This is a genomic window from Pedobacter sp. KLB.chiD (assembly GCF_047040275.1).
Classification (GTDB): domain Bacteria; phylum Bacteroidota; class Bacteroidia; order Sphingobacteriales; family Sphingobacteriaceae; genus Pedobacter.
This window is the reverse complement of the sequence record NZ_CP178207.1, coordinates 2338035-2360794: the sequence shown is the minus strand read 5'-3', so window position 1 is coordinate 2360794 and position 22760 is coordinate 2338035. Positions and strand designations below refer to the sequence as shown.

General features: G+C 40.3%; 19 protein-coding genes. 16 read left to right on the top strand and 3 right to left on the bottom strand.

The annotated features are described in order from the left end of the window. The first annotated feature begins 3 nt into the window (after nucleotides 1-3). From ACK1I8_RS09620 to ACK1I8_RS09580, 9 genes are all read left to right on the top strand, one after another. Entirely contained in the window at nucleotides 4-2610 is a 2607-nt protein-coding gene (locus tag ACK1I8_RS09620) for a hypothetical protein (protein ID WP_412469111.1), read from the top strand. 337 nt (nucleotides 2611-2947) lie between these two features. Then, a complete protein-coding gene (gene epsC / locus ACK1I8_RS09615) occupies nucleotides 2948-3760 on the top strand; it encodes a serine O-acetyltransferase EpsC (RefSeq protein ID WP_412469110.1) in 813 nt (270 codons plus the stop codon). Then, a complete protein-coding gene (gene cysM, locus ACK1I8_RS09610; RefSeq protein ID WP_412469365.1) occupies nucleotides 3760-4644 on the top strand; it encodes a cysteine synthase CysM in 885 nt (294 codons plus the stop codon). Before epsC ends, cysM begins: the two co-directional genes overlap by 1 nt. A gap of 325 nt (nucleotides 4645-4969) precedes the next feature. Then, nucleotides 4970-6271 carry an ATP-binding protein gene (locus ACK1I8_RS09605; protein WP_412469109.1) on the top strand — a complete coding sequence of 434 codons (1302 nt, stop codon included), beginning with the start codon at nucleotides 4970-4972 and terminating at the stop codon, nucleotides 6269-6271. 203 nt (nucleotides 6272-6474) lie between these two features. Continuing rightward, nucleotides 6475-7167: a 5-oxoprolinase subunit PxpB gene (gene pxpB, locus ACK1I8_RS09600; protein ID WP_412469108.1), complete on the top strand. Its 693-nt coding sequence runs from the start codon at nucleotides 6475-6477 to the stop codon at nucleotides 7165-7167. Further along, nucleotides 7164-8162 carry a biotin-dependent carboxyltransferase family protein gene (locus ACK1I8_RS09595; RefSeq protein ID WP_412469107.1) on the top strand — a complete coding sequence of 333 codons (999 nt, stop codon included), beginning with the start codon at nucleotides 7164-7166 and terminating at the stop codon, nucleotides 8160-8162. Before pxpB ends, ACK1I8_RS09595 begins: the two co-directional genes overlap by 4 nt. Then, complete coding sequence (locus ACK1I8_RS09590) at nucleotides 8159-8920, top strand: 5-oxoprolinase subunit PxpA (protein WP_412469106.1); 762 nt, start codon at nucleotides 8159-8161, stop codon at nucleotides 8918-8920. Before ACK1I8_RS09595 ends, ACK1I8_RS09590 begins: the two co-directional genes overlap by 4 nt. Beyond that, nucleotides 8917-10101, top strand: coding sequence for an NRAMP family divalent metal transporter (locus ACK1I8_RS09585; RefSeq protein ID WP_412469105.1), 1185 nt, complete (start codon nucleotides 8917-8919; stop codon nucleotides 10099-10101). Before ACK1I8_RS09590 ends, ACK1I8_RS09585 begins: the two co-directional genes overlap by 4 nt. Before the next feature lie 10 nt (nucleotides 10102-10111). Next, nucleotides 10112-12673 (top strand): M1 family metallopeptidase, encoded by a 2562-nt coding sequence (locus tag ACK1I8_RS09580; RefSeq protein ID WP_412469104.1) that lies wholly within the window; start codon nucleotides 10112-10114, stop codon nucleotides 12671-12673. A 323-nt stretch (nucleotides 12674-12996) separates the two neighbouring features. Here ACK1I8_RS09580 and ACK1I8_RS09575 read toward each other — a convergent pair whose 3' ends face one another. Then, nucleotides 12997-13131, bottom strand: a complete 135-nt coding sequence (locus ACK1I8_RS09575; RefSeq protein WP_293741121.1) for a hypothetical protein — start codon at nucleotides 13129-13131, stop codon at nucleotides 12997-12999. A gap of 174 nt (nucleotides 13132-13305) precedes the next feature. On the opposite strand from ACK1I8_RS09575, the gene ACK1I8_RS09570 reads away from it, so the two are divergent. The 5 genes from ACK1I8_RS09570 to ACK1I8_RS09550 are packed head-to-tail and all read left to right on the top strand — an operon-like array spanning nucleotide 13306 to nucleotide 19347. Continuing rightward, entirely contained in the window at nucleotides 13306-14691 is a 1386-nt protein-coding gene (locus tag ACK1I8_RS09570; RefSeq protein ID WP_412469103.1) for a mercuric reductase, read from the top strand. 1 nt (nucleotide 14692) lies between these two features. Beyond that, complete coding sequence (locus ACK1I8_RS09565) at nucleotides 14693-15652, top strand: ABC transporter ATP-binding protein (protein WP_412469102.1); 960 nt, start codon at nucleotides 14693-14695, stop codon at nucleotides 15650-15652. Next, entirely contained in the window at nucleotides 15645-17216 is a 1572-nt protein-coding gene (locus tag ACK1I8_RS09560; RefSeq protein WP_412469101.1) for an ABC transporter permease/substrate-binding protein, read from the top strand. The genes ACK1I8_RS09565 and ACK1I8_RS09560 overlap by 8 nt, the downstream gene beginning before the upstream one ends. After that, on the top strand, nucleotides 17216-18364 hold the full coding sequence (gene egtB, locus ACK1I8_RS09555) for an ergothioneine biosynthesis protein EgtB (protein WP_412469100.1): 1149 nt from the start codon (nucleotides 17216-17218) through the stop codon (nucleotides 18362-18364). Before ACK1I8_RS09560 ends, egtB begins: the two co-directional genes overlap by 1 nt. Before the next feature lie 8 nt (nucleotides 18365-18372). After that, a complete protein-coding gene (locus tag ACK1I8_RS09550) occupies nucleotides 18373-19347 on the top strand; it encodes an L-histidine N(alpha)-methyltransferase (RefSeq protein ID WP_412469099.1) in 975 nt (324 codons plus the stop codon). On the opposite strand, the gene ACK1I8_RS09545 is transcribed toward ACK1I8_RS09550, so the two are convergent. Then, nucleotides 19344-20417, bottom strand: coding sequence for an aminotransferase class V-fold PLP-dependent enzyme (locus ACK1I8_RS09545; RefSeq protein ID WP_412469098.1), 1074 nt, complete (start codon nucleotides 20415-20417; stop codon nucleotides 19344-19346). The two genes, ACK1I8_RS09550 and ACK1I8_RS09545, sit on opposite strands and share 4 nt — an antisense overlap. A 111-nt stretch (nucleotides 20418-20528) precedes the next feature. Here ACK1I8_RS09545 and ACK1I8_RS09540 point away from each other — a divergent pair, with 111 nt between their 5' ends. Both ACK1I8_RS09540 and ACK1I8_RS09535 read left to right on the top strand, forming a co-directional pair. After that, nucleotides 20529-21011 carry a DinB family protein gene (locus ACK1I8_RS09540; RefSeq protein WP_412469097.1) on the top strand — a complete coding sequence of 161 codons (483 nt, stop codon included), beginning with the start codon at nucleotides 20529-20531 and terminating at the stop codon, nucleotides 21009-21011. Nucleotides 21012-21110: 99 nt separating this feature from the next. Next, nucleotides 21111-21494, top strand: a complete 384-nt coding sequence (locus ACK1I8_RS09535) for a VOC family protein (protein ID WP_412469096.1) — start codon at nucleotides 21111-21113, stop codon at nucleotides 21492-21494. Nucleotides 21495-21561: 67 nt separating this feature from the next. On the opposite strand, the gene ACK1I8_RS09530 is transcribed toward ACK1I8_RS09535, so the two are convergent. Next, a complete protein-coding gene (locus ACK1I8_RS09530) occupies nucleotides 21562-22758 on the bottom strand; it encodes an acetate/propionate family kinase (RefSeq protein WP_412469095.1) in 1197 nt (398 codons plus the stop codon). Nucleotides 22759-22760 lie beyond the last annotated feature (2 nt).

Here is a 22760-nt window from a genome sequence, read left to right as displayed (position 1 = left end):
CAAATGATTAAATTTTCTTTAAGCTTGATTTCTTTTACATTAGTTTTTTTTGGATTAAGAAACTTTTTTAGTGAGCCACAGATACAGCACGTATCGCCTCCCGAATTAACTATTACAAATTTCGCCGGACCCGATGTTACACCAAGTCCGGCCTGTTTAGCTGTAGCACCAACCGGCGAAGTATACGTGGGTGTTGATATGATTGGATCTTTAGGTAAAGATCCTGGTAAAGGACATATCCTCAAATTGATTGATAAGGATAATGATGGTAAAATGGATGAACATGTTGATTTTGCCGAAGTAGATAACCCACGCGGAATTATTGTACAAGGCAGTCAGGTTTACGTTTTGCACACCACCTTTTCTAAAGAGACAAAACAGGCTACAGGCATGAATTTGGTTGTTTTTGAAGATAAAGATGGCGATGGAAAGGCCGATGGGCCTGAAAAACCCCTTATTGAACACATCAGTAATGCCAAATACATCCGCGAGCGCGGTACCGATCATGCCACCAATGGTATCAGGATGGGCATAGATGGATGGATTTATATCTCCGTAGGAGATTTTGGGTTCCATGATGCGGTAGACCGGTCAGGTAAAAAACTGACCATGTTGGGCGGTGGGATTTTGCGCGTTCGTCCGGATGGAACGGAAATGGAAGTATATACCCACGGTACACGGAATGTTTACGATGTAGCTATTGATCCTTATATGAATGTTTTTACCAGAGAAAATACCAATGATGGCGGAGGCTGGAATGTTCGTTTCTCGCACCATATACAATCTGGTGAATATGGTTACCCGCTTTTATTCCAAAATTTTACCGATGAAATTATTCCGGCACTTGCCGATTTAGGTGGAGGATCGGGCACCGGCGCATTATTTATGGATGAACCCAACTGGCCTGAACAATATAACCATGTACCCATGATGGCCGATTGGGGCAGAAGTATGCTTTATATCCACAGGGTTACTGCTGACGGACCAACCTTTACTCAAAAAGATGAAGAATTTATTAAACTACCGCAAATTACAGATCTTGACGTAGACGGATCAGGAAGGTTATACCTTTCGGCCTGGGATGGCGCAGGTTATTCCGGTAGCCCAAATAAAGGCTACGTGGTTCGTGCGGTGCCCAACAACTGGACTTACAAAGCTTTTCCGGATGTTAAAAAAGCTTCCGTTAAAAAGTTGACCGGGCTACTTAAGTCGAATAGTGCGGTAGGCCGGTTAGCGGCTTCGCAAGAGTTGATTTCACGTAACAATAAACAAGCCATTTCAGCAGCTTTAAAAGTAGCCTCTGATCAGGGTTTAGCGCTTGATGTACGTATAGCAGGTATGTATACCTATGCACAGTTGACCAAAGAAAACGGTATTGCCACTTTAATCGAATTTACCAAAGATAAAGCAATGAAAGAATTCGCTTTGAAAGCACTTGCTGATCGTAAAACTTACATAGATAAAGTACCTGTTGAACCCTTCTTAGAGGGCTTAAAAGATGCCGATCTGCGCGTTCAGGCGGCTTCGATTATAGGCTTAAACCGTTTGGGCAGAGCCGAAGTAGCCAACGTGCTTTTACAAACAAAAGTTCCGGCTTCATTCGCAGCACCTGTAAAAGGTACCGAAGGCCCTCATGCCACACCAAATTCAGCCATCATCTTGCCTCACCTAGCTGTTAGGGCCTTGGTTGATCTTCAGGCGGTAGATGCTTTGCTTGCCGCGGTTAAAACCGAAAACGCTACCCTTGCACTTTGGGCTTTACGCTATCTACACAGCGAAAAGGTGGTTAACGGATTAATTGAAAACTACAGGCAAGCAACAGATGAACAGTTGAAACAGCAGATCCTGGTAACCCTGGGCCGTTTGTATAAAAAAGAAATTGCCTATGATGCTACCTGGTGGTGGGGTACACGTCCCGATTCTCACGGCCCTTACTTTAAAGCTGTTTCATGGGAAGGCTCTCCGATTATCGAGAAATTCCTAAAAGAAGAAGCTGCGAAAGCAGGAGCGAAGGGTAAACAGTTTTATGTTGATTTAAATGAGCGGCAAAGAATGGATATCCCTGAATTTACCGTTGAAGAAAAAGTAGCAGCGGTTGAAGAACCCAAAATTGACCTGGATAAAATCAAAAACAAAAAAGGCCAGGTGGGTAAATCATCTATTGAAGATGTATTGTTGGCAATCAATAAATTACAGGGCGATCCGTTAAAGGGAAAAAATATTTTCAATAGCCAGGGCTGCGTAGCCTGCCATAGCTTAAGCAAAAGCGAAAAAATGAAAGGTCCGTTTATGGGACAGATTGGTTCTATTATGAACCGTGAGCAGATTGCTGAATCGATATTAAAGCCTAATGCTTCAATCTCTCAGGGATTTGCCTCAGTAATGATTACAGCAAAAGGCGATCGTACCTATATGGGTTTTATTACGGAAGAAACCGCGGCTAAAGTGGTGATCCGTAACATTGCCGGGGAAGTTTTTACCATTAAAACTGCTGATATCCTGTCGAGAAAAGAGATGGAAACTTCGATGATGCCAGAAGGGTTGGCCAATTCATTGTCATATGAAGAACTGGCTTCTTTGGTTTCTTTCTTATCCGAACAGAAGCAATAAAAATAATCCCAAACATATTTACATTTTCGGCCATAGCAGAGGTTCCTATAAAATAGGGATTTCTGCTGTGTTTCCTTTTGAACGGCATATTTCAACTGAAAAGGGGGGCTCTTATTTCAAAAGAGTCGTCCCTGAAATTGTCAGGGTCTTTCATCTGTATTAAATATTTCCCTGTATTCCCTTTAACGGAATAAAGAATAAGGACTTCAGACTATTTTGTTATTTCCCCGCCATTTTATCCATAAATTCCAGACTACAGTTTCAGTTTAAAAAAACAAAACTTACATTTAGCGATTAAATCTATATATTTAGTCGATGAGCAGATCGGCCAGCAGTTATGGAAGACCATTTTTTTGAACAAATTTTCAAGAATCCTCTTGAACAACAAAACATTCCGCCCAATGAAGTGATATCCCTTTGGGCAGAAAAGCTTATTCAGGTACTTTTCCCGGAAAATTCTGCCAGGATGTTTTCAACCATCACAGCAGTAAAGGCATATGTTACTGCCCTGGAACTTGAGCTTTACGATATCATATCAGCAAGTTGCCAGCTTAAAAACAGTGCATGCAAAAATGCAGCTGGTCAGTTTTTCGAAAGTTTACCAGAACTTTATCGTGTATTAAATACTGATATCGAGGCTATTTACCACGGTGATCCGGCAGCGCAGAGCAGATTCGAGGTGATTCGGACCTATCCGGGGTTTTATGCCATCTGTTTCTACAGAATTGCCCATACACTATACAATTTTGAAATTCCTCTTGTTCCAAGAATTCTGACCGAATATGCGCATTCTAAAACGGGTATCGACATCCATCCGGCAGCCAGTATAGGTGAATATTTTTATATTGATCACGGAACAGGGATTGTTATCGGAGAAACCAGCACTATAGGTCGTTATGTTAAACTTTATCAGGGAGTAACGCTTGGTGCATTGAGTGTTAAAAAAACTTTGGCAGGCAGTAAACGTCATCCTACGGTAGAAGACAGGGTAGTGATCTATTCAGGGGCAACCATATTGGGTGGCGAAACCATCATCGGGCATGATAGTATTATCGGAGGGAACGTATGGCTCACCGAAAGTATCCCGGCCTTTTCTACGGCTTATCATTCACCCATCATCACCATAAGAAACCATAAAGAAACCCATTAATACATTTAAATATGGCAGGAATAATCGATCTGATCGGAAACACGCCAATGGCAGAACTTCAAAAGTTGAATGTAAATCCCGCTGTTCGCGTATTTGCTAAATTAGAAGGCAACAACCCGGGGGGCAGTGTTAAAGACCGGGCCTCACTCAATATGATCAGAAGTGCAATTGAGCGTGGAGAGGTTACGCCCGGTACTAAATTGGTGGAGGCCACGAGTGGCAATACCGGAATTGCCTTAGCCATGATTGCAAGTTTGTATCAGTTAGATATCGAATTGGTTATGCCAGCCAATTCTACACGCGAACGGAAGGTAACCATGGAAGCTTTTGGCGCAAAAGTAACTTTGTTGGAAAGTATAGAAGCGTGTAGGGATTATGCGGAAGAAAAAGGTGTTTCAAAGGGTTATTTTCTGTTAAATCAATTTGCAAATCAGGATAATTACCTGGCCCATTATAAAACAACCGGGCCAGAGATCTGGAGAGATACTGCAGGGCAGATTACACATTTTGTGAGTTCGATGGGAACAACCGGAACAATTATGGGCTGTTCGAGGTTTTTTAAAGAGAAAAATGCTGATATTCAGATTGTAGGCTGTCAACCTACTGAAGGTTCATCCATTCCAGGAATCAGGCGTTGGCCAGAGGAATATTTGCCTAAAATATTTGATCCGAAAAGGGTAGATCGGGTGATGGATATTGCACAGGAAGAAGCTACTTTAATGGCCAGAAGAATGGCTAAAGAAGAAGGTTTATTTGCGGGTATGAGTTCTGGGGGTGCCTGCGCAGCTGCTTTGAAGCTTGCTGGTGAATTAGATCAGGGCACTATTGTTTTTATCGCCTGCGATCGGGGAGACCGCTACCTCAGCAGCGATCTTTTTGGTTAAACAGAACTTATTGAGCTTACCGGGCTTATTTTGACAGGAGCATGTAGCACCTTTGAATCATTTGGCCCTCTCACAGGTGCTTTTCACTGGACAATCTTCTTTAACTTTTCTTCAGATAATTTTTTATCTTTCTACGCATGCCTAAACATTATGTTTGCACGGAAGTACGAAAAACACGGAAAAACTTTAATCTCCTCCGTAATTTCTGTGGTTACGTAGCTAATTAATTTTTGAACATGTTTTAAAAGCAATTTCCCCGTACTTTCCAAAATGGTAAGGCTAATGATTAAATTTTATAATATATTTGCTAATTATATTAGTAAATATGTCGGTAAAAGTTAATATTACTTCAAAGGGGATACAAAAAGTACTTAAAAACTATAATGAAAGGCAGGCTATTGCCGAATACATTTGGAATGGTTTTGATGCCAATGCAAATACCATTTGGTTAGACTATGAGGCCAATCCATTAGGTCTGCTAACTCAATTAACGATTGCTGACAATGGTTATGGAATTAATTTCGACCGCCTGCAGCAGAAATTCGATCCATTCTTTGAGTCTGAAAAAGCCATTCAGATTGTGGCACCAAAACATACTTCCAAAATGCATGGACGTAATGGGGTAGGCAGGTTAACCTTTTTTACCTTTGCGCACGATGCTGTTTGGCATACTACCTACCAATCAGAACAAGGCTTTCGCGACGGGGAAATCAGTATTAATACAGGCGCTTTAAATAGTTATACCTCCGATTTTTCCACTATTCCGAGCCATAAGGGTGAAACAGGAACAACTGTGTCTTTTACCAATCTGAAGATCAGCCAGCAGGATATAGAAACCATCGTGCTTCCTTTTCTGATCAACGAATTCGGTTGGTTTATCGAATTGAATAAACACAAAAATTACTCGGTTATTGTAAATGGCGAAGCGTTGGATTTTAGCAGCAATATTAAAAGCATGGAAGAGTTTCAGCTTTTTTATCCCGATACCGCCGTTACTTTTAAGATCAAATATGTTCACTGGAAAGAAAATTTGCACAAAGAGTTGTCTAAATACTATTTTTTGGCCGGTGGTGAAGAAGTTTATAAAGATTACACCACTTTAAACAAAAAGAGCGACGATTATTTCCACAGCGTTTATATTGACAGTGAGTTTTTTCATGATTTCGATTTCAAGAGTTTTGAAAATGGAGGGCAGGTGGCCATATTTGGTGCTGCTAAATCGTCGGCAGAATATAGGTTTTTAATTAAGGCACTAACAGAATATCTTAAAAGTAAACGTAAACCATTTTTAAAAGAATATGCAAACAACCTGATTCAAAGTTATGAGCAGGATGGGATATTCCCGGTTTATGCCAACGAAAGAGAAAAAGAACTGAGAAAACCCGCACTAGTTGATTTAATTAAAGCATTGTATGAAATAGAGCCTAAATTGTTTGGTAGTTTAAATACCGATCAGAAGAAAACCATTGTACGCCTGATTGATCTTTTAATGCGTGCCAACCTGCGTAATGAAATTTTCGAGGTGTTTAATGGCGTGATTGAATTGGAAGCTGAAGAGCAAAATGAATTGCTGCAATTGATAAAAGGCCTTGAACCGACTGAAAATTCGTTAATAATTAAACTGTAATGACTACTTTGTTGGCAATAAACCAATTTTAAATATCCAATTGCCAAAATCTTTGCGATTTTGACAATATATAGCCATTTTTATAGCGGCATTTTAGTTGTCAGGCTCGTATGATGAAGATTATTTATGAATAAGTCTTTCCGTTTTGTATGATTAAGGAGGAAAGATGTTCTGGGACAAACATTCCATTAAAAATTTATGGGTTGAGCGAAAAATCGGTTACGATAACATTTGGAACGACAATCGATAATGATATGTTGGATCTGATTACCGGATTTAATCAGTTGCTTTTAGAAAATCCTTTTTCCGGCCTGATGACCACAGTTCCGGCTTATACTACCTTAACTGTTTTTTATGATCCATTAATGGTGATGTTATCAGATCTTCCCGGGGAGGTTGGTTTCGAAAAGGTATCGGCATATTTAAATAAAATTGCATGCACACAAAGAAAAAAAACGAATCAAGTTGCAAATGAACTGGTTATCCCGGTTTGTTACGGAGGTGATTTTGGTCCGGACCTTTTAACCGTGGCCCAAGCCAATCATCTTACCGAAACTGAGGTTATTGATATACATACAGATGGGCATTACACCATTTTTATGATCGGGTTTGTACCCGGTTTTGCCTACATGGGGGGCATGGCCGGCAGATTATCTACGCCTAGAAAAGAGGTTCCCACAGCTAAAATTCCTGCCGGATCTGTTGGTATTGCAGGCAACCAAACTGGTATTTATCCTATGGAAACACCCGGTGGATGGCAGATTATTGGCAGAACACCATTAAAGATGTTTGATGTAAACCGCACACAGCCGTCCCTTTTAAAGGGTGGAGATCGGGTTACCTTCAAAGCCATTGATCAGGCCGAGTTTAATGCTTACGTTGAAACAGGAATATGAAAATCAGCATCATCAAGCCCGGTTTGTTAAGTACCGTTCAGGATATGGGGAGGTACCGGTTTCTTTCTCAGGCTGTGCCGGTTTCTGGTGCGATGGATGAATTGGCTCACCGTTTAGCCAATAAAGCCGTTGGCAATGATGATCATTGTGCTACAATCGAATTTACCTATGCTGATGCTTCGTTTAAAGCTGAAACAGCCGTTCTGATTTCTTATTCTGGTGATGGCGCCTTTCTGGTTTATCATGATGAATTAATGCCTGCAGAAAAGCCATTGTTTTTTTCGGCAGGTTCGGTGATCAAACTGGTCAATAATCCAATCGGGGTACGTACTTATCTGGCTATTGCCGGTGGATGGCAGGTGCCTGACGTAATGGAAAGCAAAAGCACCTATCTGACTGCTGGTTTTGGAGGCTTTAATGGGAGGACATTGCAAAAAGCTGATGTCCTGGTTAGCGGAGCTGATATTAACCCGGTATCAGATAAGATTTTGAATCAACTGATCGGACAGTCGTTAACCTATCCAAATTGGAGCATTTCGCGCGATAGTTTACTGCCAGAGAAAAGGGAAAAGATAAGAGTTGTGCCGGCCAATGAAATCTGTTGGTTCGACGCGGCATCCATTCTTTCCTTTTTAACCAATACCTATACTATCGGTTTGAGGAGTAACCGTATGGGCTACCAATTAACCGGAAAGCCCTTGGTAAGAAAAGTTAAACAAGAATTACTCAGCACGGCAGTAAGCCCGGGAACGATCCAGGTAACAGGAGGTGGCGATTTGGTTATACTCATGGCCGATTGCCAGACAACGGGTGGTTACCCGCGTATTGGTCACGTTGCAGCAGTAGATTTACCTCTATGTGCGCAACTTAAGCCTGGCGATCGTATTCAGTTTTCTGAAATCTCGAGAGATGAGGCAGAAGAACTTTATCTTGAACGTGAACATGATCTGTTATTGATTAGCAAAGCGATAAACCTAAAATATACTGATATATGAAAATGATCGATCTTAATTGTGATATGGGAGAAGCTTTTGGAAGTTATACCATGCCAAATGATGAAAAATTGATGGATTATGTTTCATCAGCAAATATAGCCTGCGGTTTCCATGCAGGCGATCCGGCTGTAATGCAGCAAACCGTAACTTTGGCAATAAAAAAGGGAATAGCCATAGGTGCGCATCCCGGTTTGCCTGATTTGCAAGGTTTTGGCCGTAGAGCAATGCAGGTTAGCCCAAGAGAGGCCTATCAGCTTACCTTATACCAAATTGGTGCTTTAAGTGGTTTTGTAAAGGCTGCTGGCGGTAAATTACATCATGTTAAGGCACATGGTGCCTTATATAACATGGCTGCAAAGGATAATGCTTTGGCAAAAGCGATTGTACAGGCCGTTTTTGATTTTGATCCAGGCTTAATTTTATATGCCTTAGCAGGAAGTAAGATGATAGAAGAAGCAGAAAAAATGGGTACTGCAACAGCATCAGAAGTTTTTGCCGACCGTAGCTACCAGGATGATGGTTTGCTTACTCCACGCTCCGCAGATCATGCCTTGATCGCTAATGAAGAGGATGCTGTTAATCAAGTGCTGGGATTTGCGTTAAAACAGGAGGTAAAAAGTGTAAATGGGAACCCTATCGCATTAAGGGCCGAAACAGTCTGTTTGCATGGCGACGGCCAACATGCTGTTGAGTTTGCTAAATTAATAGCCGAAAAACTAAAACAACAAGGGATTATCATTAAAGCACCAGCAATATGAAACCAAAATACAATTGGAGTATACTTTTAGGTGCAGCTTTTTTAATGGCTTCGTCAGCCATTGGTCCTGGGTTTTTAACGCAGACCGCTGTTTTTACCCAGCAGTTGGGTGCAAGTTTCGCTTTCGTTATCTTGTTATCCATTATATTAGATGCTATTGCACAGTTAAACATCTGGCGGATTATTGCCGTGGCCGATAAACCTGCACAGGATATTGCCAATAAAGTGTTTCCCGGTTTGGGTTATTTTATTTCTTTTTTGGTTTTTTTAGGTGGTTTGGCCTTTAACATTGGCAACATTGCCGGCGCAGGCTTAGGACTAAATGTGCTGTTTGGCATTAGTGTAGGGCAGGGTGCCGTAATAAGCGCGGTTATGGCCATAGGAATCTTTATTTATAGGGAAGCTGGTAAAGCAATGGATGTTTTTGCCAAAGCCATGGGACTGATTAAAATTGTACTTGCTTTAATTATCGCTTACACCAGTTCGCCACCATTGGCAGAAGCAGCATTAAGGGCGGTAAACCCTACACAGTTTAGTTTTACCGCGGTATTAACCATAGTTGGTGGAACCGTTGGTGGTTATATCACTTTTTCGGGCGCTCATCGTTTATTGGATGCCAGACAAACCGGCATACAAAATTTAGGTGCGGTAAATAAAGGTGCATTAAGTGCCATCGGACTTGCATCCATTATGCGCTTATTGTTGTTTATTGCCGCATTGGGCGTGGTAAGTAAAGGTTTTACTTTAGATCCGGCCAATCCAGCCGCTTCAGTTTTTAAATTGGCCAGTGGCGAAATAGGCTATAAAATTTTCGGTGTGGTGATTTGGGCTGCGGGAATTTCTTCTGTGGTGGGTTCGGCTTATACTTCCATCTCTTTTATCAAGAGTTTTCATCCCCTGATATTAAAGTTTAACAGAGAGATTATTATCGCTTTCATATCAATCTCCTGTATAATTTTTATCCTGATCGGTAAACCGGTTAAAACGTTGCTTACCGTTGGGGCCATAAATGGTTTTATTCTACCTATTGCATTAGGCATTATGCTTATTGCAGCATATAAAACCAAAATTATCGCCAATTACAAACAACCGTTATGGTTAACCTTAACGGGTTTGGCGGTGGTGATCACCATGGTTTGGATGAGTTATGGTACGATTATACAAATGATAAACGGAGAATAAATTTCATAAAATGAATACAATAATCAAATATTTCTGCTTTTTGCCATTATGCATTGCAACTTGTTTTGCACAGCAGCATCCCCAAACACCAGTGGTAGAACCTGGGGTTTCTCTTGTATTGGCGAATGCCCGGAGTGCTGCAATAAGTAATATAGTATATAAGCTTCACTTTATTATACCAAACGAACAAACAGCTTCGATTCAATCAACTGAAAATATTGATTTTAACCTGAATAAATTGATTGACCTGCAAATTGACTTTAAGCAAAATGCAGATCATATCAAACGGATATCGGTTGATGGAAAAAATATACCAATCGATTTCAGAGCAGAACATATTTTAATTAAGCAGGGATATTTAAAGATCGGCAATAACCATATCGAAATTGAATTCATTGCCGGCAACGAATCATTAAATAGGAATAAAGATTTTTTATATGCCCTTTTTGTTCCTGATCATGCCAGGACGGTATTTCCCTGTTTTGATCAACCAGACTTAAAGGCTAATTTTTTACTTTCATTAACCGTTCCAACCCATTGGAAAGTAATGGCAAATGCTGCAAAAAAAGATTCGCTGGTACAGGATGCAGCAACTACTTATCATTTTAATCGTTCGGATAAATTGCCCACTTATCTATTCTCATTTACTGCGGGTAAATACACCCAGGTCAATCGGAAAATGAACAATAACGGTATGGAATTTCTGCACCGCGAAACCGATTCAGCGAAGATTAGATTCAGCGTTGACTCTGTTTTTGTAGCGCATCGCGATGCGATTGGTTTTTTGGAAGACTGGACAGCGATCAAATATCCCTTTCAGAAAATTGGCTTTGTAAGCATTCCCGATTTTCAGTTTGGGGGTATGGAACATCCTGGTGAGGTGCAATATAAAGCATCTTCATTATTTCTAGATCAGGGGGCAACTAAAGATCAGTTCATTTCGCGTTCTAATCTCATTTCGCATGAAACGGCACATATGTGGTTTGGCGATCTGGTTACTATGAAATGGTTTAATGATGTTTGGATGAAAGAGGTTTTTGCCAATTTTATGGCCGATAAGGTTACCGAAAAGTTAATGGGTAAAAACACTTTCGATCTTAAATTTTTACAAGATCACTATCCGGCAGCTTATGGCGTAGACAGGACCCTGGGTGCTAATCCCATTCGCCAGCAACTGGATAACTTACAGGAAGCCGGATCCATGTACGGAAATATTATTTACCATAAAGCTCCGATTATGATGCGCCAGCTGGAGTTATTGATGGGTAAAGATAATTTTCAAAAAGGCATAAGGGAATACTTGAAAAAGTACAGTTATGGAAATGCTACCTGGAATGATCTGATTGCTATTTTAAGCAAATACAGTCAAAATGATCTCTTAAGTTGGAATAAAGTTTGGGTAAATGAACCTGGAAGACCAGTTTTTAGCTATCGTATTGCATACGATAAAAATAAAATAAGCCATTTTAGTTTAAGACAAAACAGTGAAATGGGGCAACTCAGGGTATGGCCGCAATCTTTTACCGTAAAGCTGGTTTATCCAACCTATCATAAAATTTTGATGGTAAATGCCAAAACTGCTCAAACAGATCTGATGGAGGCGAAAGGTTTACCTAAGCCCCGGTATATTTTATTTAATGCAAATGGCGCAGGATACGGTCTTTACCCGGTTGAAAAAGAGATGATGGCCAATCTTTATCATCTTACCGATCCCTTAGAACGGGCATCAGCTTATATAAACGCCTATGAAAATATGCTTTCGGGCAAAGGCAACAAACCAGAAGAACTTTTAAGCATATTGTTACGGGGTCTGACGGTAGAGAAAAATGAAATGAACCTTAGGCTGATTACCGGCTACCTTACCAATATTTACTGGACTTTTCTTAATGGTGACGTACGGCATTCTATGCACGAAAGCATGGAGAAAATCACGTGGAGCGCAATGGAGCAGCAGCAAATGCAAAATAACAAGAAAATTTTGTTCAATGCTTATCAGAATGTTTATCAGAGTGCCGAAGCTGGAAAAAGAATGTATGATATCTGGCTCAGGCAAACGGCACCAGATGGCGTGAAATTGTTGGAAGATGATTATAGCGCACTTGCTTTAACGCTGGCCCTTAAAACAGATACGGCAAACACCATCTTAAAAGAGCAGTTAGCACGTGCCAAAAACGAAGACCGTAAAAACAGGCTGATGTATCTAATGCCTGCACTATCTTTGGATGTTAAGGAGAGGGATCTTTTTTTTAGAGATTTAAAAGACCGAAAAAATCGTCAGAAGGAAGCCTGGGTAACAACGGCATTATCTTATTTGCATCATCCGATCAGACAAAAAACATCTGTTAGGTACCTGAAAGAAAGTTTGGATTTACTGACGGAAATACAGAAAACAGGAGATATATTTTTTCCGCAATCATGGTTAGCAGCCACCTTCTCTACTTATAACAGCAAAGAGGCAAATTCAATTGTACAGGATTTCCTGAAAGCCCATCCTGATTATAATCCAAAATTGAAAGACAAGATTTTGCAAACAACAGATAACCTCAGGCGGGCACAGCAGATTATGCACTAATTTTTTAAGCCTTTTGTAACTGATTTTGTTACATAAAGATTTCGATAGAATTTATACTTTTGTCGCGAGAGCGTTAATTTAGATTTGAAAAGGGTAAGCATTAATTTGTTTGCCCTTTTCTTTTTTGAAAGGTTATTTTAACCTCATTTTATCACTATAGATCCTCCCATCATCTCTCGCGAAACGCCGTAGAATAGAGTGACCTATCTGGATAAGATCTTTTGATTTAATCTTCTTAACTGGGTCTAAGAAATTCCTAAAATACTGATAAGTATCTGTGGCTAAGCTTAATAAAAGTAATCAGCACAGACTGCTATTTCCAGCTAATTAAAAGACTCCGTCTGGCTGTTCAGATCTTCCAATAAACCGTTCAATAAAATTTCTCTTTTATCTTCAATAGAAGTGTCGTCTTGTATTAAAACGGTAAGGTTTGTGTTTTCTGCGGTTTGAGTTTGCATGACTTAGGGATTTCGTTGTCAATTTAATTGCTTACAATTCTCTAACGCCAATTTTCAAATATAGTTTGTAACTTTTTTATTTAAACTTAGATATTCCGGTAAATAATAAATCATTTGTGGTCAAACATTGATCTGCTTATTCAGGTTATTATTACAACAAAACAAATCATCTTAATGAAACATTACGACGCAATAATTATTGGAGCGGGGCAGGCGGGTGTACCATTGGCTAAGAAACTTGCCGAAGCCGGTAAAAAAACAGTTCTTATTGAAAAAAGATTGGTTGGCGGTACTTGTATCAACGATGGCTGTACACCAACAAAAGCCATGATTGCTTCCGCAAAAGCCATATATCAGGCTAAAAAAGCTTCGGCATTAGGTGTTGAAGTAGGACCTGTAAAAATAAATTTCAATAAAATAAAACAGCGTAAAGATGATATTGTAGATCAGTTCAGGTCGTCGTCAGAAAAAGGGATTAATGAGACCAAAGGACTCCGGCTTATCTTTGGAACGGCAAAGTTCAGCGCTGAAAAAGAATTAACCATTGCCCTTAATAACGGTGGTGGTGAAGAAAAAATCACCGGCGACTGGATTTTTATCAATACCGGTGCGAAAACGGCCATTCCTGATATAGCAGGACTGGATCAAATAGATTATCTTACCTCAACAACAATTTTAGACATAGAAAATATTCCTGAGCATTTAGTGATCATTGGCGGTAATTATATCGGGCTGGAGTTTGGGCAAATGTTTAGCCGTTTTGGTAGTAAAGTTACCATTTTGGAAAAGTCGCCGGGTATATTGGCTAAAGAAGACGAGGATGTTTCCTCGGCACTAACCGATATTTTAACCGGTGAAAAGATAGCCATCATTACAGATGTGGAGGTTGATGCAATCAGTCAGGATAAAAAACAGCTCCGTATTTCACTTCATTCGGGTAAAACCAGAAAGAACATTACGGCAAGCCATGTTCTTATTGCAGCAGGGCGCATACCGCAAACCGCTGCATTAGGACTTGAAAAATGTGGCGTCAAATTGGATGATAAGGGCCATGTGGTGGTGAATGAAAAATTAGAAACCAATATTAAGGGAATTTATGCATTAGGAGACGTAAAAGGTGGGCCTGCCTTTACGCATATTGCCTACAACGATTATACCATGGTTTACCGCAACCTGATGGAAGGGACGAAATATTCCATTCAAGATCGGCCTGTGCCCTATTGTATGTTTACCGATCCACAACTCGGCAGGATCGGTATCTCGGAAAAGGAAGCCAAAGAAAAGAAATTAAATTATAAAGTTGCCGTGATTCCAATGTCGCAGGTGGCACGCGGCATCGAAACCAACGAAACTTTGGGCTTGATGAAAGCCGTTGTAGATCCGGATACGAAAAAGATTTTGGGAGCAGCTGTTTTGGCCTCAGAAGGTGGAGAGATCATGTCTGTTTTACAAATGGCGATGGAAGGTGGTATTACTTATGATAGGATCAGATATTGTGTTTTTGCTCATCCTACATATACCGAATCGCTGAATAACTTATTTATGAAACTCGATAAATAATATGATCGAATTAAAAGAGATCAGCAAAAAATTTGGAGATACCCATGCGGTAAAGCAAGTCTCTTTCAGTGTGGCCAGAGAAGAAACATTGGTGTTGTTGGGTGCCAGCGGCTGTGGTAAAACCACTACTTTAAAAATGATCAACCGTTTGATTGAACCTGATGCAGGACAGATTTTGATTAACAAGGAAGATATTACCGCTCAGGATCCTGATGTGCTGCGCAAGGGAATAGGCTACGTAATGCAGAATATCGGGCTTTTTCCACATTACACCATAGCCGGGAATATTGCACTTGTGCCGGAACTATTAAGGTGGGATAAGGCAAAAATTAAAAGCCGGACACAGGAACTGATTAAAAAACTACATCTTCCGGAAAGCACCCTGAACATGTACCCACATGAGTTAAGTGGCGGACAGCAACAACGCGTAGGCCTGGCGCGTGCGTTAATTACCGATCCACCAGTATTATTGATGGATGAGCCATTTGGAGCCCTAGATAACGTTACGCGGACCAGTATCCAGAAAGAATTCAAAGCTTTAGAGGAGTTAAAAAGGAAAACCATCGTAATGGTAACACATGATGTGCTGGAAGCTTTTGAACTGGCAGACCGGATCTGTTTGATGGATAAAGGGGAGGTGGTTCAGATCGGTACACCTAAAGCATTATTGTACCATCCCATCAATGATGTTGTAAAGAATTTCCTTGCCGGACAGCGGCTGGTTCTGGAGTTTAAAGTGATTAATATCCAGGATATCTGGGATTATTTATCCGAAGAAATAGTTTATCATGGTGAAACTGTAACTGCTGATTTAAGTATATGGGAGGCCATGGAATTATTGCAAAATAAGGGTAGGTCTGAGCTTGTCGTGTTAGGAGCAGATAAAACCATCAAATCCATTAATTTCGAGCAGTTGACCAGAGGGTTTAATCAGTACCAAAACGTAAAGCAGGATGAGTGAGCAACAGCAAACCTTATGGCAATTTATGTCTGGGCAGTCTGATAAATTGTTCAGCCAAACCCTGCAACATGTAGGTTTAACCTTTATTTCTTTAATTCTCGCTATTATCATCGGTTTACCTTTAGGTATACTGATTGCCAGAAAGCGGAGACTTTCCGGAGTGGTTTTAGGTATTGCTGGTGTATTACAAACCATTCCAAGTATTGCCTTACTGGGTTTTATGATTCCTGTTTTGGGCATAGGTGCCAAACCAGCTATCGTGGCGCTGCTGATTTATGCTTTGTTGCCGATTATCCGGAATACTTATACCGGCATTATCGGTATTGATTTGCATGTTAAAGAGGCTGCCAGGGCAATGGGGATGAATAAAAGGCAGATTTTATTAAAAGTGGAGTTGCCCCTTGCTATGCCGGTTATTTTAGCAGGTATCCGCACTGCTACCGTAATTAATGTGGGCGTAGCCACCCTGGCCTCGTTTATTGCCGCAGGGGGACTGGGCGAATTTATTTTTGGCGGCATTTCGCTCAATAATACCAATATGATTTTGGCCGGAGCCATTCCGGCAGCCTTATTGGCAATTATACTTGATGCGTTACTATCCCTTGTTCAAAAAATGGATGTTAAAAAATTAAGGAAGGTTATGTACGTTCTCCCCGTCGTAATTTTGGTGTTAGGTGGATTTTATGCTTTACCTTCAGCTTATGGTTCGACCTTAACAGCTGGATTTACACCCGAATTTATGGGCAGGCAGGATGGAGACCTCGGATTAAGATCAACTTATGGCTTAAAGATCCATACCATCGTAATCAGCGATGCGGTGATGTACAAGGCCGCTTACGCAAAAGAACTGGATGTAATCAGCGGTTATTCTACCGATGGTCGTTTAAAGGCATTTAACCTGAAAATCTTAAAAGACGACAAAAACATTTTTCCTCCTTATTATGCTGCACCAATTGTTCGCGATGAATCTTTAAAACAATTTCCTGAACTGGAAAAAACTTTGAATCTACTCTCCGGTAAAATTACAGATTCGATCATGACCGATCTGAATTACAGAACGGATTATCTTCATCAACAGCCGGAGCGGGTGGCTAAGGACTTCCTGATCAGTATGGGCTTGTATAAATCGCCTAGAAATGGACAGCAGGGCACTGTGAGGATCGGTTCGAAGATTTTCGGTGAACAATATATTCTAGCCGAAATCTACAGCATGTTGATTAAAGGTTATACAGATTATAAAGTAGCTACTAAAACCGGATTGGGAGGAACAAAAATCTGTTTTGATGCACTCCTAAACGATCAGATCGACTTTTATCCCGAATACACGGGCACAGGCCTTTTGGTTTTATTACAGCCAAATCCAAAAATTGCAAAGGAAATGGCTCACGATAAAGAGAAGACATACCATTATGTAAGTGCAGCATTTGAGGAAAAATTTAAAATCAAATGGCTCAAGCCTATCGGTTTCAATAATTCATATGCTTTAATGATGCGGCAAAAACAATCAAAAGAACTGAATGTTAATACCATCACAGACCTTAAAAACTACCTTGATAAAAATTAATGACATTAGTAGAAGAATACTTACAGATTAGGAAATATTCCGAACAGGTTTGTGAACCCTTACAAACTGAAGACTATGTGGTACAACCGGTTGCAGATGTGAGTCCGCCCAAATGGCATTTAGGACACACCACCTGGTTTTTCGAAACTTTTATATTAAAGCCATTTTCGGATAACTATCAGATATATAACGATGAATATAATTTCGTATTTAATAGTTATTACGAAACTGTGGGCAATCGGGTAATCCGTACCGATCGGGGAAATTTAAGTCGTCCAGGTGTGAAAGAAATTTATCAATACAGGGCTTACGTAGATGCAGCTATGGTAAATTTATTAAGTACAAGGCTAAAAGATGACGTTAGGGAATTGTTGGTTTTAGGCTTTAATCACGAGCAGCAGCATCAGGAACTGTTGTTAACCGATATTAAATATATTCTGGGAAATAATCCATTATTTCCGGTTTATGTTCAAGACAGAAAGGAAGTTTTAACGGTTAAAAATGAACCGGGTTGGATTGATATTCCGGCAGGAATTTATCAGATCGGACATGAAGGAACGGGCTTTTGCTTTGATAATGAGCTGAACAGGCATCAGGTTTATCTGCATGATTTCGCCATCAGTAAAACATTGGTAAACAATGCCGAATTTTTGGAATTTATCCGTGCAGGTGGGTATGAAAATTTCAGTTACTGGCATTCCGAGGGCTGGGATTGGGTAAAAAACAATCACGTCAAATCACCCATGTACTGGCATTTAATAGATGAAGAATGGTTTAATTATACGCTGGGCGGACTTGTACCGATTGATTTAAATGCGCCGGTAAGTCATATCAGCTATTATGAAGCTTATGCCTATGCGAGTTGGAGAGGCATGCGTTTGCCTACCGAATTTGAATGGGAGGTAGCGGCAAAAAACTTTAATTGGGGCGAAAGATGGGAGTGGACTGAAAGTGCCTACCTGCCTTATCCTGGTTTTAGTAAGGCACCAGGCGCAATAGGTGAATACAACGGCAAGTTTATGGTCAATCAAAAAGTGCTTAGGGGGGCTTCCATCGCTACACCGCAAAACCATTCACGCATTACTTATCGAAACTTCTTTCATCCACATTTAAGATGGCAATATACGGGCATCCGCCTGGTCAAATAAAAATCAATATGAACACCACTACCATTGAAATACCAACTGACAACAAAATGCAGTTTCTTCAGGAAACCTTAACAGGACTACAATCTGAACCGAAATTTATGCTTTCCAAGTACTTTTATGATGCTACCGGAGACCGCATATTTCAGCAGATTATGGAAATGGAAGAGTATTATTTAACCAATGCAGAGATGGAAATTCTTCAAAATCAGTCTGCACAACTTTCACAGGCCATATCTGCAGATGGAACGGCTTTCGATTTGATTGAATTAGGCGCGGGAGATGCTACCAAGTCTATCCATTTATTAAAAGCGCTGTTGGATGCTCAAATGGAATTTAGCTATTTTCCTATTGATATTTCTGAACATGTCATTTCTGATCTGGAAGAAAATCTGCCTAAAAAACTTCCTGCATTGGATATTACAGGATTAAACGGCGATTATTTTGATATGCTGCAAAAGGCTACTGAACTGTCTGACCGCAGAAAAGTTGTGCTATTTATGGGGGCAAATATTGGTAATATGAGTGTTGAAGAGGCAGAAAGCTTCTGTTTTTCGCTTAAGCAATTACTTTCTCCAAATGATTTGCTCATTATTGGCTTCGACCTTAAAAAGAATCCGCAACAAATCCTTGCTGCCTATAATGATAAAAACGGAATTACACGTTCTTTCAATCTCAATCTGCTTCAGCGCATCAATAAAGAACTGTATGGCGATTTTAACATTGAGCAATTTGAGCATTACGCCAGTTACGATCCGGCATCTGGTGCCTGTAAAAGTTACCTCATCAGTTTACAAGATCAGGTGGTAAATATCGGCCACCATGTGATTCATTTTGCAGAAAACGAATATATTTTCATGGAAATCTCACAAAAATATTCCTTAGCAGATATCGATCAGCTCGCAACAAAAACAGGTTTTAAACCCCTTCAACGCTTTTTTGATCAAAAACAGTTTTTTGTAGATGCCATTTGGCGTGTTGATTAATTCCTGCCATCTAAAATTGCAAGCAGCCGGTTTAAATCATCTTCCGTATTGTAAAAATGAAAGGAAATCCGGGTGCCTGCTCCCCTGGGTGAGCAGAGGATTTTTGCAGCAGCCAACCGATCTACCATTTTTTGATCCAGTAGCATACTCATAATGTTAGATTGATACTTTCTCCTGAGCATCCAATCGGCGACTAATCCTCTCTCATTTAATGCTAATCTTGCCTGGTTACTGATTGTTTGGGTTGTTTTTTCAATATAATCGAAACCCATTGCACCAAGATCATTTAAACTTTCGTTTAAGGTGCCAAAGTTTAAGGTATCTAAATGCCCGGGTTCGAAACACATGGATAAATGATCTTTTCCTTTTAGAAATGGTGCCGACGGCAGGTCTGCCAATTTATTTTTTGCATATATCGCATCTTTCATCTGATCAGACAGCATTACGTAACCATTTCCATATCCGGCTAAAAGCCATTTATATCCACTGCCAATCAACGCATCTAAGCCCGATTTTTCAAAATTAAAGGCAGTGGTGCCTAAAAATTGAGTGCCATCGCCAACCAATAACAGATCAGGATAAGTCGTTTTTATTTTTTTGATAAAATCCTCATCCATTCTCAGGCCGCTGATGTACTGTACCATGCTAAAGGCCAAAATAGTCGGTTTAAATTTTTCAACCGCTTTAATGATATTTTCTTCAAGCTTTTCATCAATCTGGACACGATGATAATCAAACCCCATACTCATTATGGGATAACTCACTGAAGGGTATTCTTCCTCTAAAATCAAAAAACGCTGATGCCTGTCTAATCCATTTAATAAAATGTTGAAGCCCAACGAAAAATTCTGAACGAGATAGGTATTTTCAGGCTTTGATCCAAAGTATTTTGCGATGTTATTTCTAAGCTCAGCAATAAGGAACATATTTTCCATTTTGAAAACGCTTCCAGCGGCCATAAACGCTTCATCATGTTGGGTCCGCCATTCAGCTAAGTGAGTTGATAAAATGCCTGAATTGGCAGTATTGAGGTAAGTATATTCTTCAAGGATGGGAAAAGATGGCTTCATGCCCCCAAATTAAAGAAATTGCGTGTTAAAATAAACACTGCCACATCCAAAAATAATTTTTATACAAACCTATGAGAATGAGTATTGTTGTTCTATAAACAGGTATGCATTATGGAAAGTGAAACCGCAATATTGATTACAGAATTAAAAAAACTTTTAAACGGAGGTGGAGCACATGTAGGCTTTAAGGATGCCGTAGCCGGTCTGCCTTTTAATCTCCTGGGCGAAAAGCCTGATCATTTGCCATATAGCATCTGGCAATTGGTAGAACATATCAGAATCGCTCAATGGGATATGCTGGAATTTAGTAAAGACGGAAACCATCAATCGCCAAAATGGCCTGACGAATATTGGCCAAAAGAACTTGCACCTAAAGATGAAGCAACCTGGAGTAATACATTAAGGCAAATAGACGATGATCTCCAGGCATTTGTAGCGCTTTTGGAATCATCAAACCTATACGATAAGATACCGCATGGCGATGGGCAGCGTATTTTAACCGAAGCTTTACAGATTGCAGATCACAATGCTTATCATATTGCCGAAATTGTTGTCGTCAGACGGTTGTTGGGGGCATGGAAAAACGAGCAATAATTAATCCCGTTGGGGCTTATATCTGCTTCCGGCAAAATTTATTACCGATAGGCTAACTGGCTAAATTAACCCTGCTTTCTTCCAAATAAATAATAAGTTATGTTACAAAACTCAAAAGCATTCAGTTCCTTTTCTGTAGATGATGTACAGCAAGCAAAAGAATTTTATCAGGGTGTATTAGGCCTTGAGGTTAATGATAAGCAAATGGGAGTGATTGAGGTGGCGGTCTCCGGATCATCGAATATACTGCTTTATCCTAAACCTAACCATGTCCCTGCAACTTTTACAGTGCTTAACTTTCCGGTCGAAAATATAGAACAGACTGTTGATGAACTGATAGCTAAAGGTGTGAAGTTCGAAATTTATAATCAGGAATCAATCAAAACCGATCAAAAAGGTATTTCGCGTGGAAACGGCGGACCAGCTATTGCCTGGTTCAGAGATCCGGCAGGTAATATCTTGTCTGTTTTGCAAACTGCCTGAACTTAGCCAGACTCCCAAAGTTAGTGCTACGGCATCGTCCTGGCTAACTTTGGAAGTCTTATCTGGATTAGTCTAAGAGCCCAAAACATTGATGTGCAATTTCATATTCTTCATTAGTTGGAATAACCAGTATTTTAACCTTAGCAGTTGAGGTGTTAATCTCTTTTAATTCACCTTTATACGCCACATTACGTACCGGATCTAACTCGATACCCAGATATTCCAGTTCGTCACATACTGCTTCTCGCATTTGACTGTCGTTTTCACCAACACCTGCAGTAAATACAATAGCATCTATGCCATTTAAAACAGCTGCATATGCTCCAATAAATTTCTTAATCCGGTAAGCATATAGTTTAATGGCTAAAGCCGCTTCCGCATGGCCTTCGTTTATCATTTTTCTGATGTCGCGCATATCGCTTGAGCCACCCACCCCCAAAAGCCCGGATTGCTTGTTAACCAGGGTACTGAGTTGTGCTAAAGTGTATCCGGAATGTTCCATTAAATGAAAAATAACCGATGGATCGATATCTCCGGAGCGGGTACCCATCATTAATCCGCTTAAAGGGCCAAAGCCCATGCTGGTATCTATTGACTGACCATTTTTAATGGCCGTTATGCTGCAGCCGTTACCTAAATGAATGCTGATGATTTTACTGTTTTTTTGCGCTAACCAGTTAACCGATTGTTCGCTTACATATTTATGGCTGGTACCATGGAATCCATACACCCTAATGCCGTATTCTTTGTAATACGATTCCGGAATGGCATAACGATAAGCCTGTTCTGGCAGAGTTTGATGAAAAGCCGTGTCGAATACCGCAATTTGTTTGGCATTAACAAAAGTCTGTTCGGCAACTTCAATGCATTTATAATTAACCGGATTATGCAAGGGGGCAAGTGAGAACAGCTTTTTGATCTGATGTTTTACCTCATCTGTGAGGGTAGTCGGGCCGGAAAAATGTTCACCGCCATGCACCACACGATGGCCAACAGCAGCAATATCATCCCGACTTGCAACTACTGCATAATCGCCCTGGGTTAATAAGGCCAATACCTGCTTTAGCGCTTCACCATGGTCGGCTATGAAACCAGCCTCCTCCATAATATATTTTTCGCCATTGTTATAAACCGTATGTTTTATAAAAGAACCCTCAATGCCAATCCGTTCTGCCAGCCCGCTACAAACAGGTGTTTTTTCTGGCATGCTAAAAAGCTGGTATTTTAAGGAGCTACTTCCGGAGTTGATGACTAAAATGTTCATAT

Bases quoted from the DNA above. Each gene is read 5' to 3' on its own strand.
- ACK1I8_RS09620 (WP_412469111.1), top strand. From the start codon at position 4: ATGATTAAATTTTCTTTAAGCTTGATTTCTTTTACATTAGTTTTTTTT.
- epsC (WP_412469110.1), top strand. From the start codon at position 2,948: ATGGAAGACCATTTTTTTGAACAAATTTTCAAGAATCCTCTTGAACAA.
- ACK1I8_RS09605 (WP_412469109.1), top strand. From the start codon at position 4,970: ATGTCGGTAAAAGTTAATATTACTTCAAAGGGGATACAAAAAGTACTT.
- ACK1I8_RS09595 (WP_412469107.1), top strand. From the start codon at position 7,164: ATGAAAATCAGCATCATCAAGCCCGGTTTGTTAAGTACCGTTCAGGAT.
- ACK1I8_RS09590 (WP_412469106.1), top strand. From the start codon at position 8,159: ATGAAAATGATCGATCTTAATTGTGATATGGGAGAAGCTTTTGGAAGT.
- ACK1I8_RS09585 (WP_412469105.1), top strand. From the start codon at position 8,917: ATGAAACCAAAATACAATTGGAGTATACTTTTAGGTGCAGCTTTTTTA.
- ACK1I8_RS09580 (WP_412469104.1), top strand. From the start codon at position 10,112: ATGAATACAATAATCAAATATTTCTGCTTTTTGCCATTATGCATTGCA.
- ACK1I8_RS09575 (WP_293741121.1), bottom strand. From the start codon at position 13,131: ATGCAAACTCAAACCGCAGAAAACACAAACCTTACCGTTTTAATACAA.
- ACK1I8_RS09570 (WP_412469103.1), top strand. From the start codon at position 13,306: ATGAAACATTACGACGCAATAATTATTGGAGCGGGGCAGGCGGGTGTA.
- ACK1I8_RS09565 (WP_412469102.1), top strand. From the start codon at position 14,693: ATGATCGAATTAAAAGAGATCAGCAAAAAATTTGGAGATACCCATGCG.
- ACK1I8_RS09560 (WP_412469101.1), top strand. From the start codon at position 15,645: ATGAGTGAGCAACAGCAAACCTTATGGCAATTTATGTCTGGGCAGTCT.
- egtB (WP_412469100.1), top strand. From the start codon at position 17,216: ATGACATTAGTAGAAGAATACTTACAGATTAGGAAATATTCCGAACAG.
- ACK1I8_RS09550 (WP_412469099.1), top strand. From the start codon at position 18,373: ATGAACACCACTACCATTGAAATACCAACTGACAACAAAATGCAGTTT.
- ACK1I8_RS09545 (WP_412469098.1), bottom strand. From the start codon at position 20,417: ATGAAGCCATCTTTTCCCATCCTTGAAGAATATACTTACCTCAATACT.
- ACK1I8_RS09540 (WP_412469097.1), top strand. From the start codon at position 20,529: ATGGAAAGTGAAACCGCAATATTGATTACAGAATTAAAAAAACTTTTA.
- ACK1I8_RS09535 (WP_412469096.1), top strand. From the start codon at position 21,111: ATGTTACAAAACTCAAAAGCATTCAGTTCCTTTTCTGTAGATGATGTA.
- ACK1I8_RS09530 (WP_412469095.1), bottom strand. From the start codon at position 22,758: ATGAACATTTTAGTCATCAACTCCGGAAGTAGCTCCTTAAAATACCAG.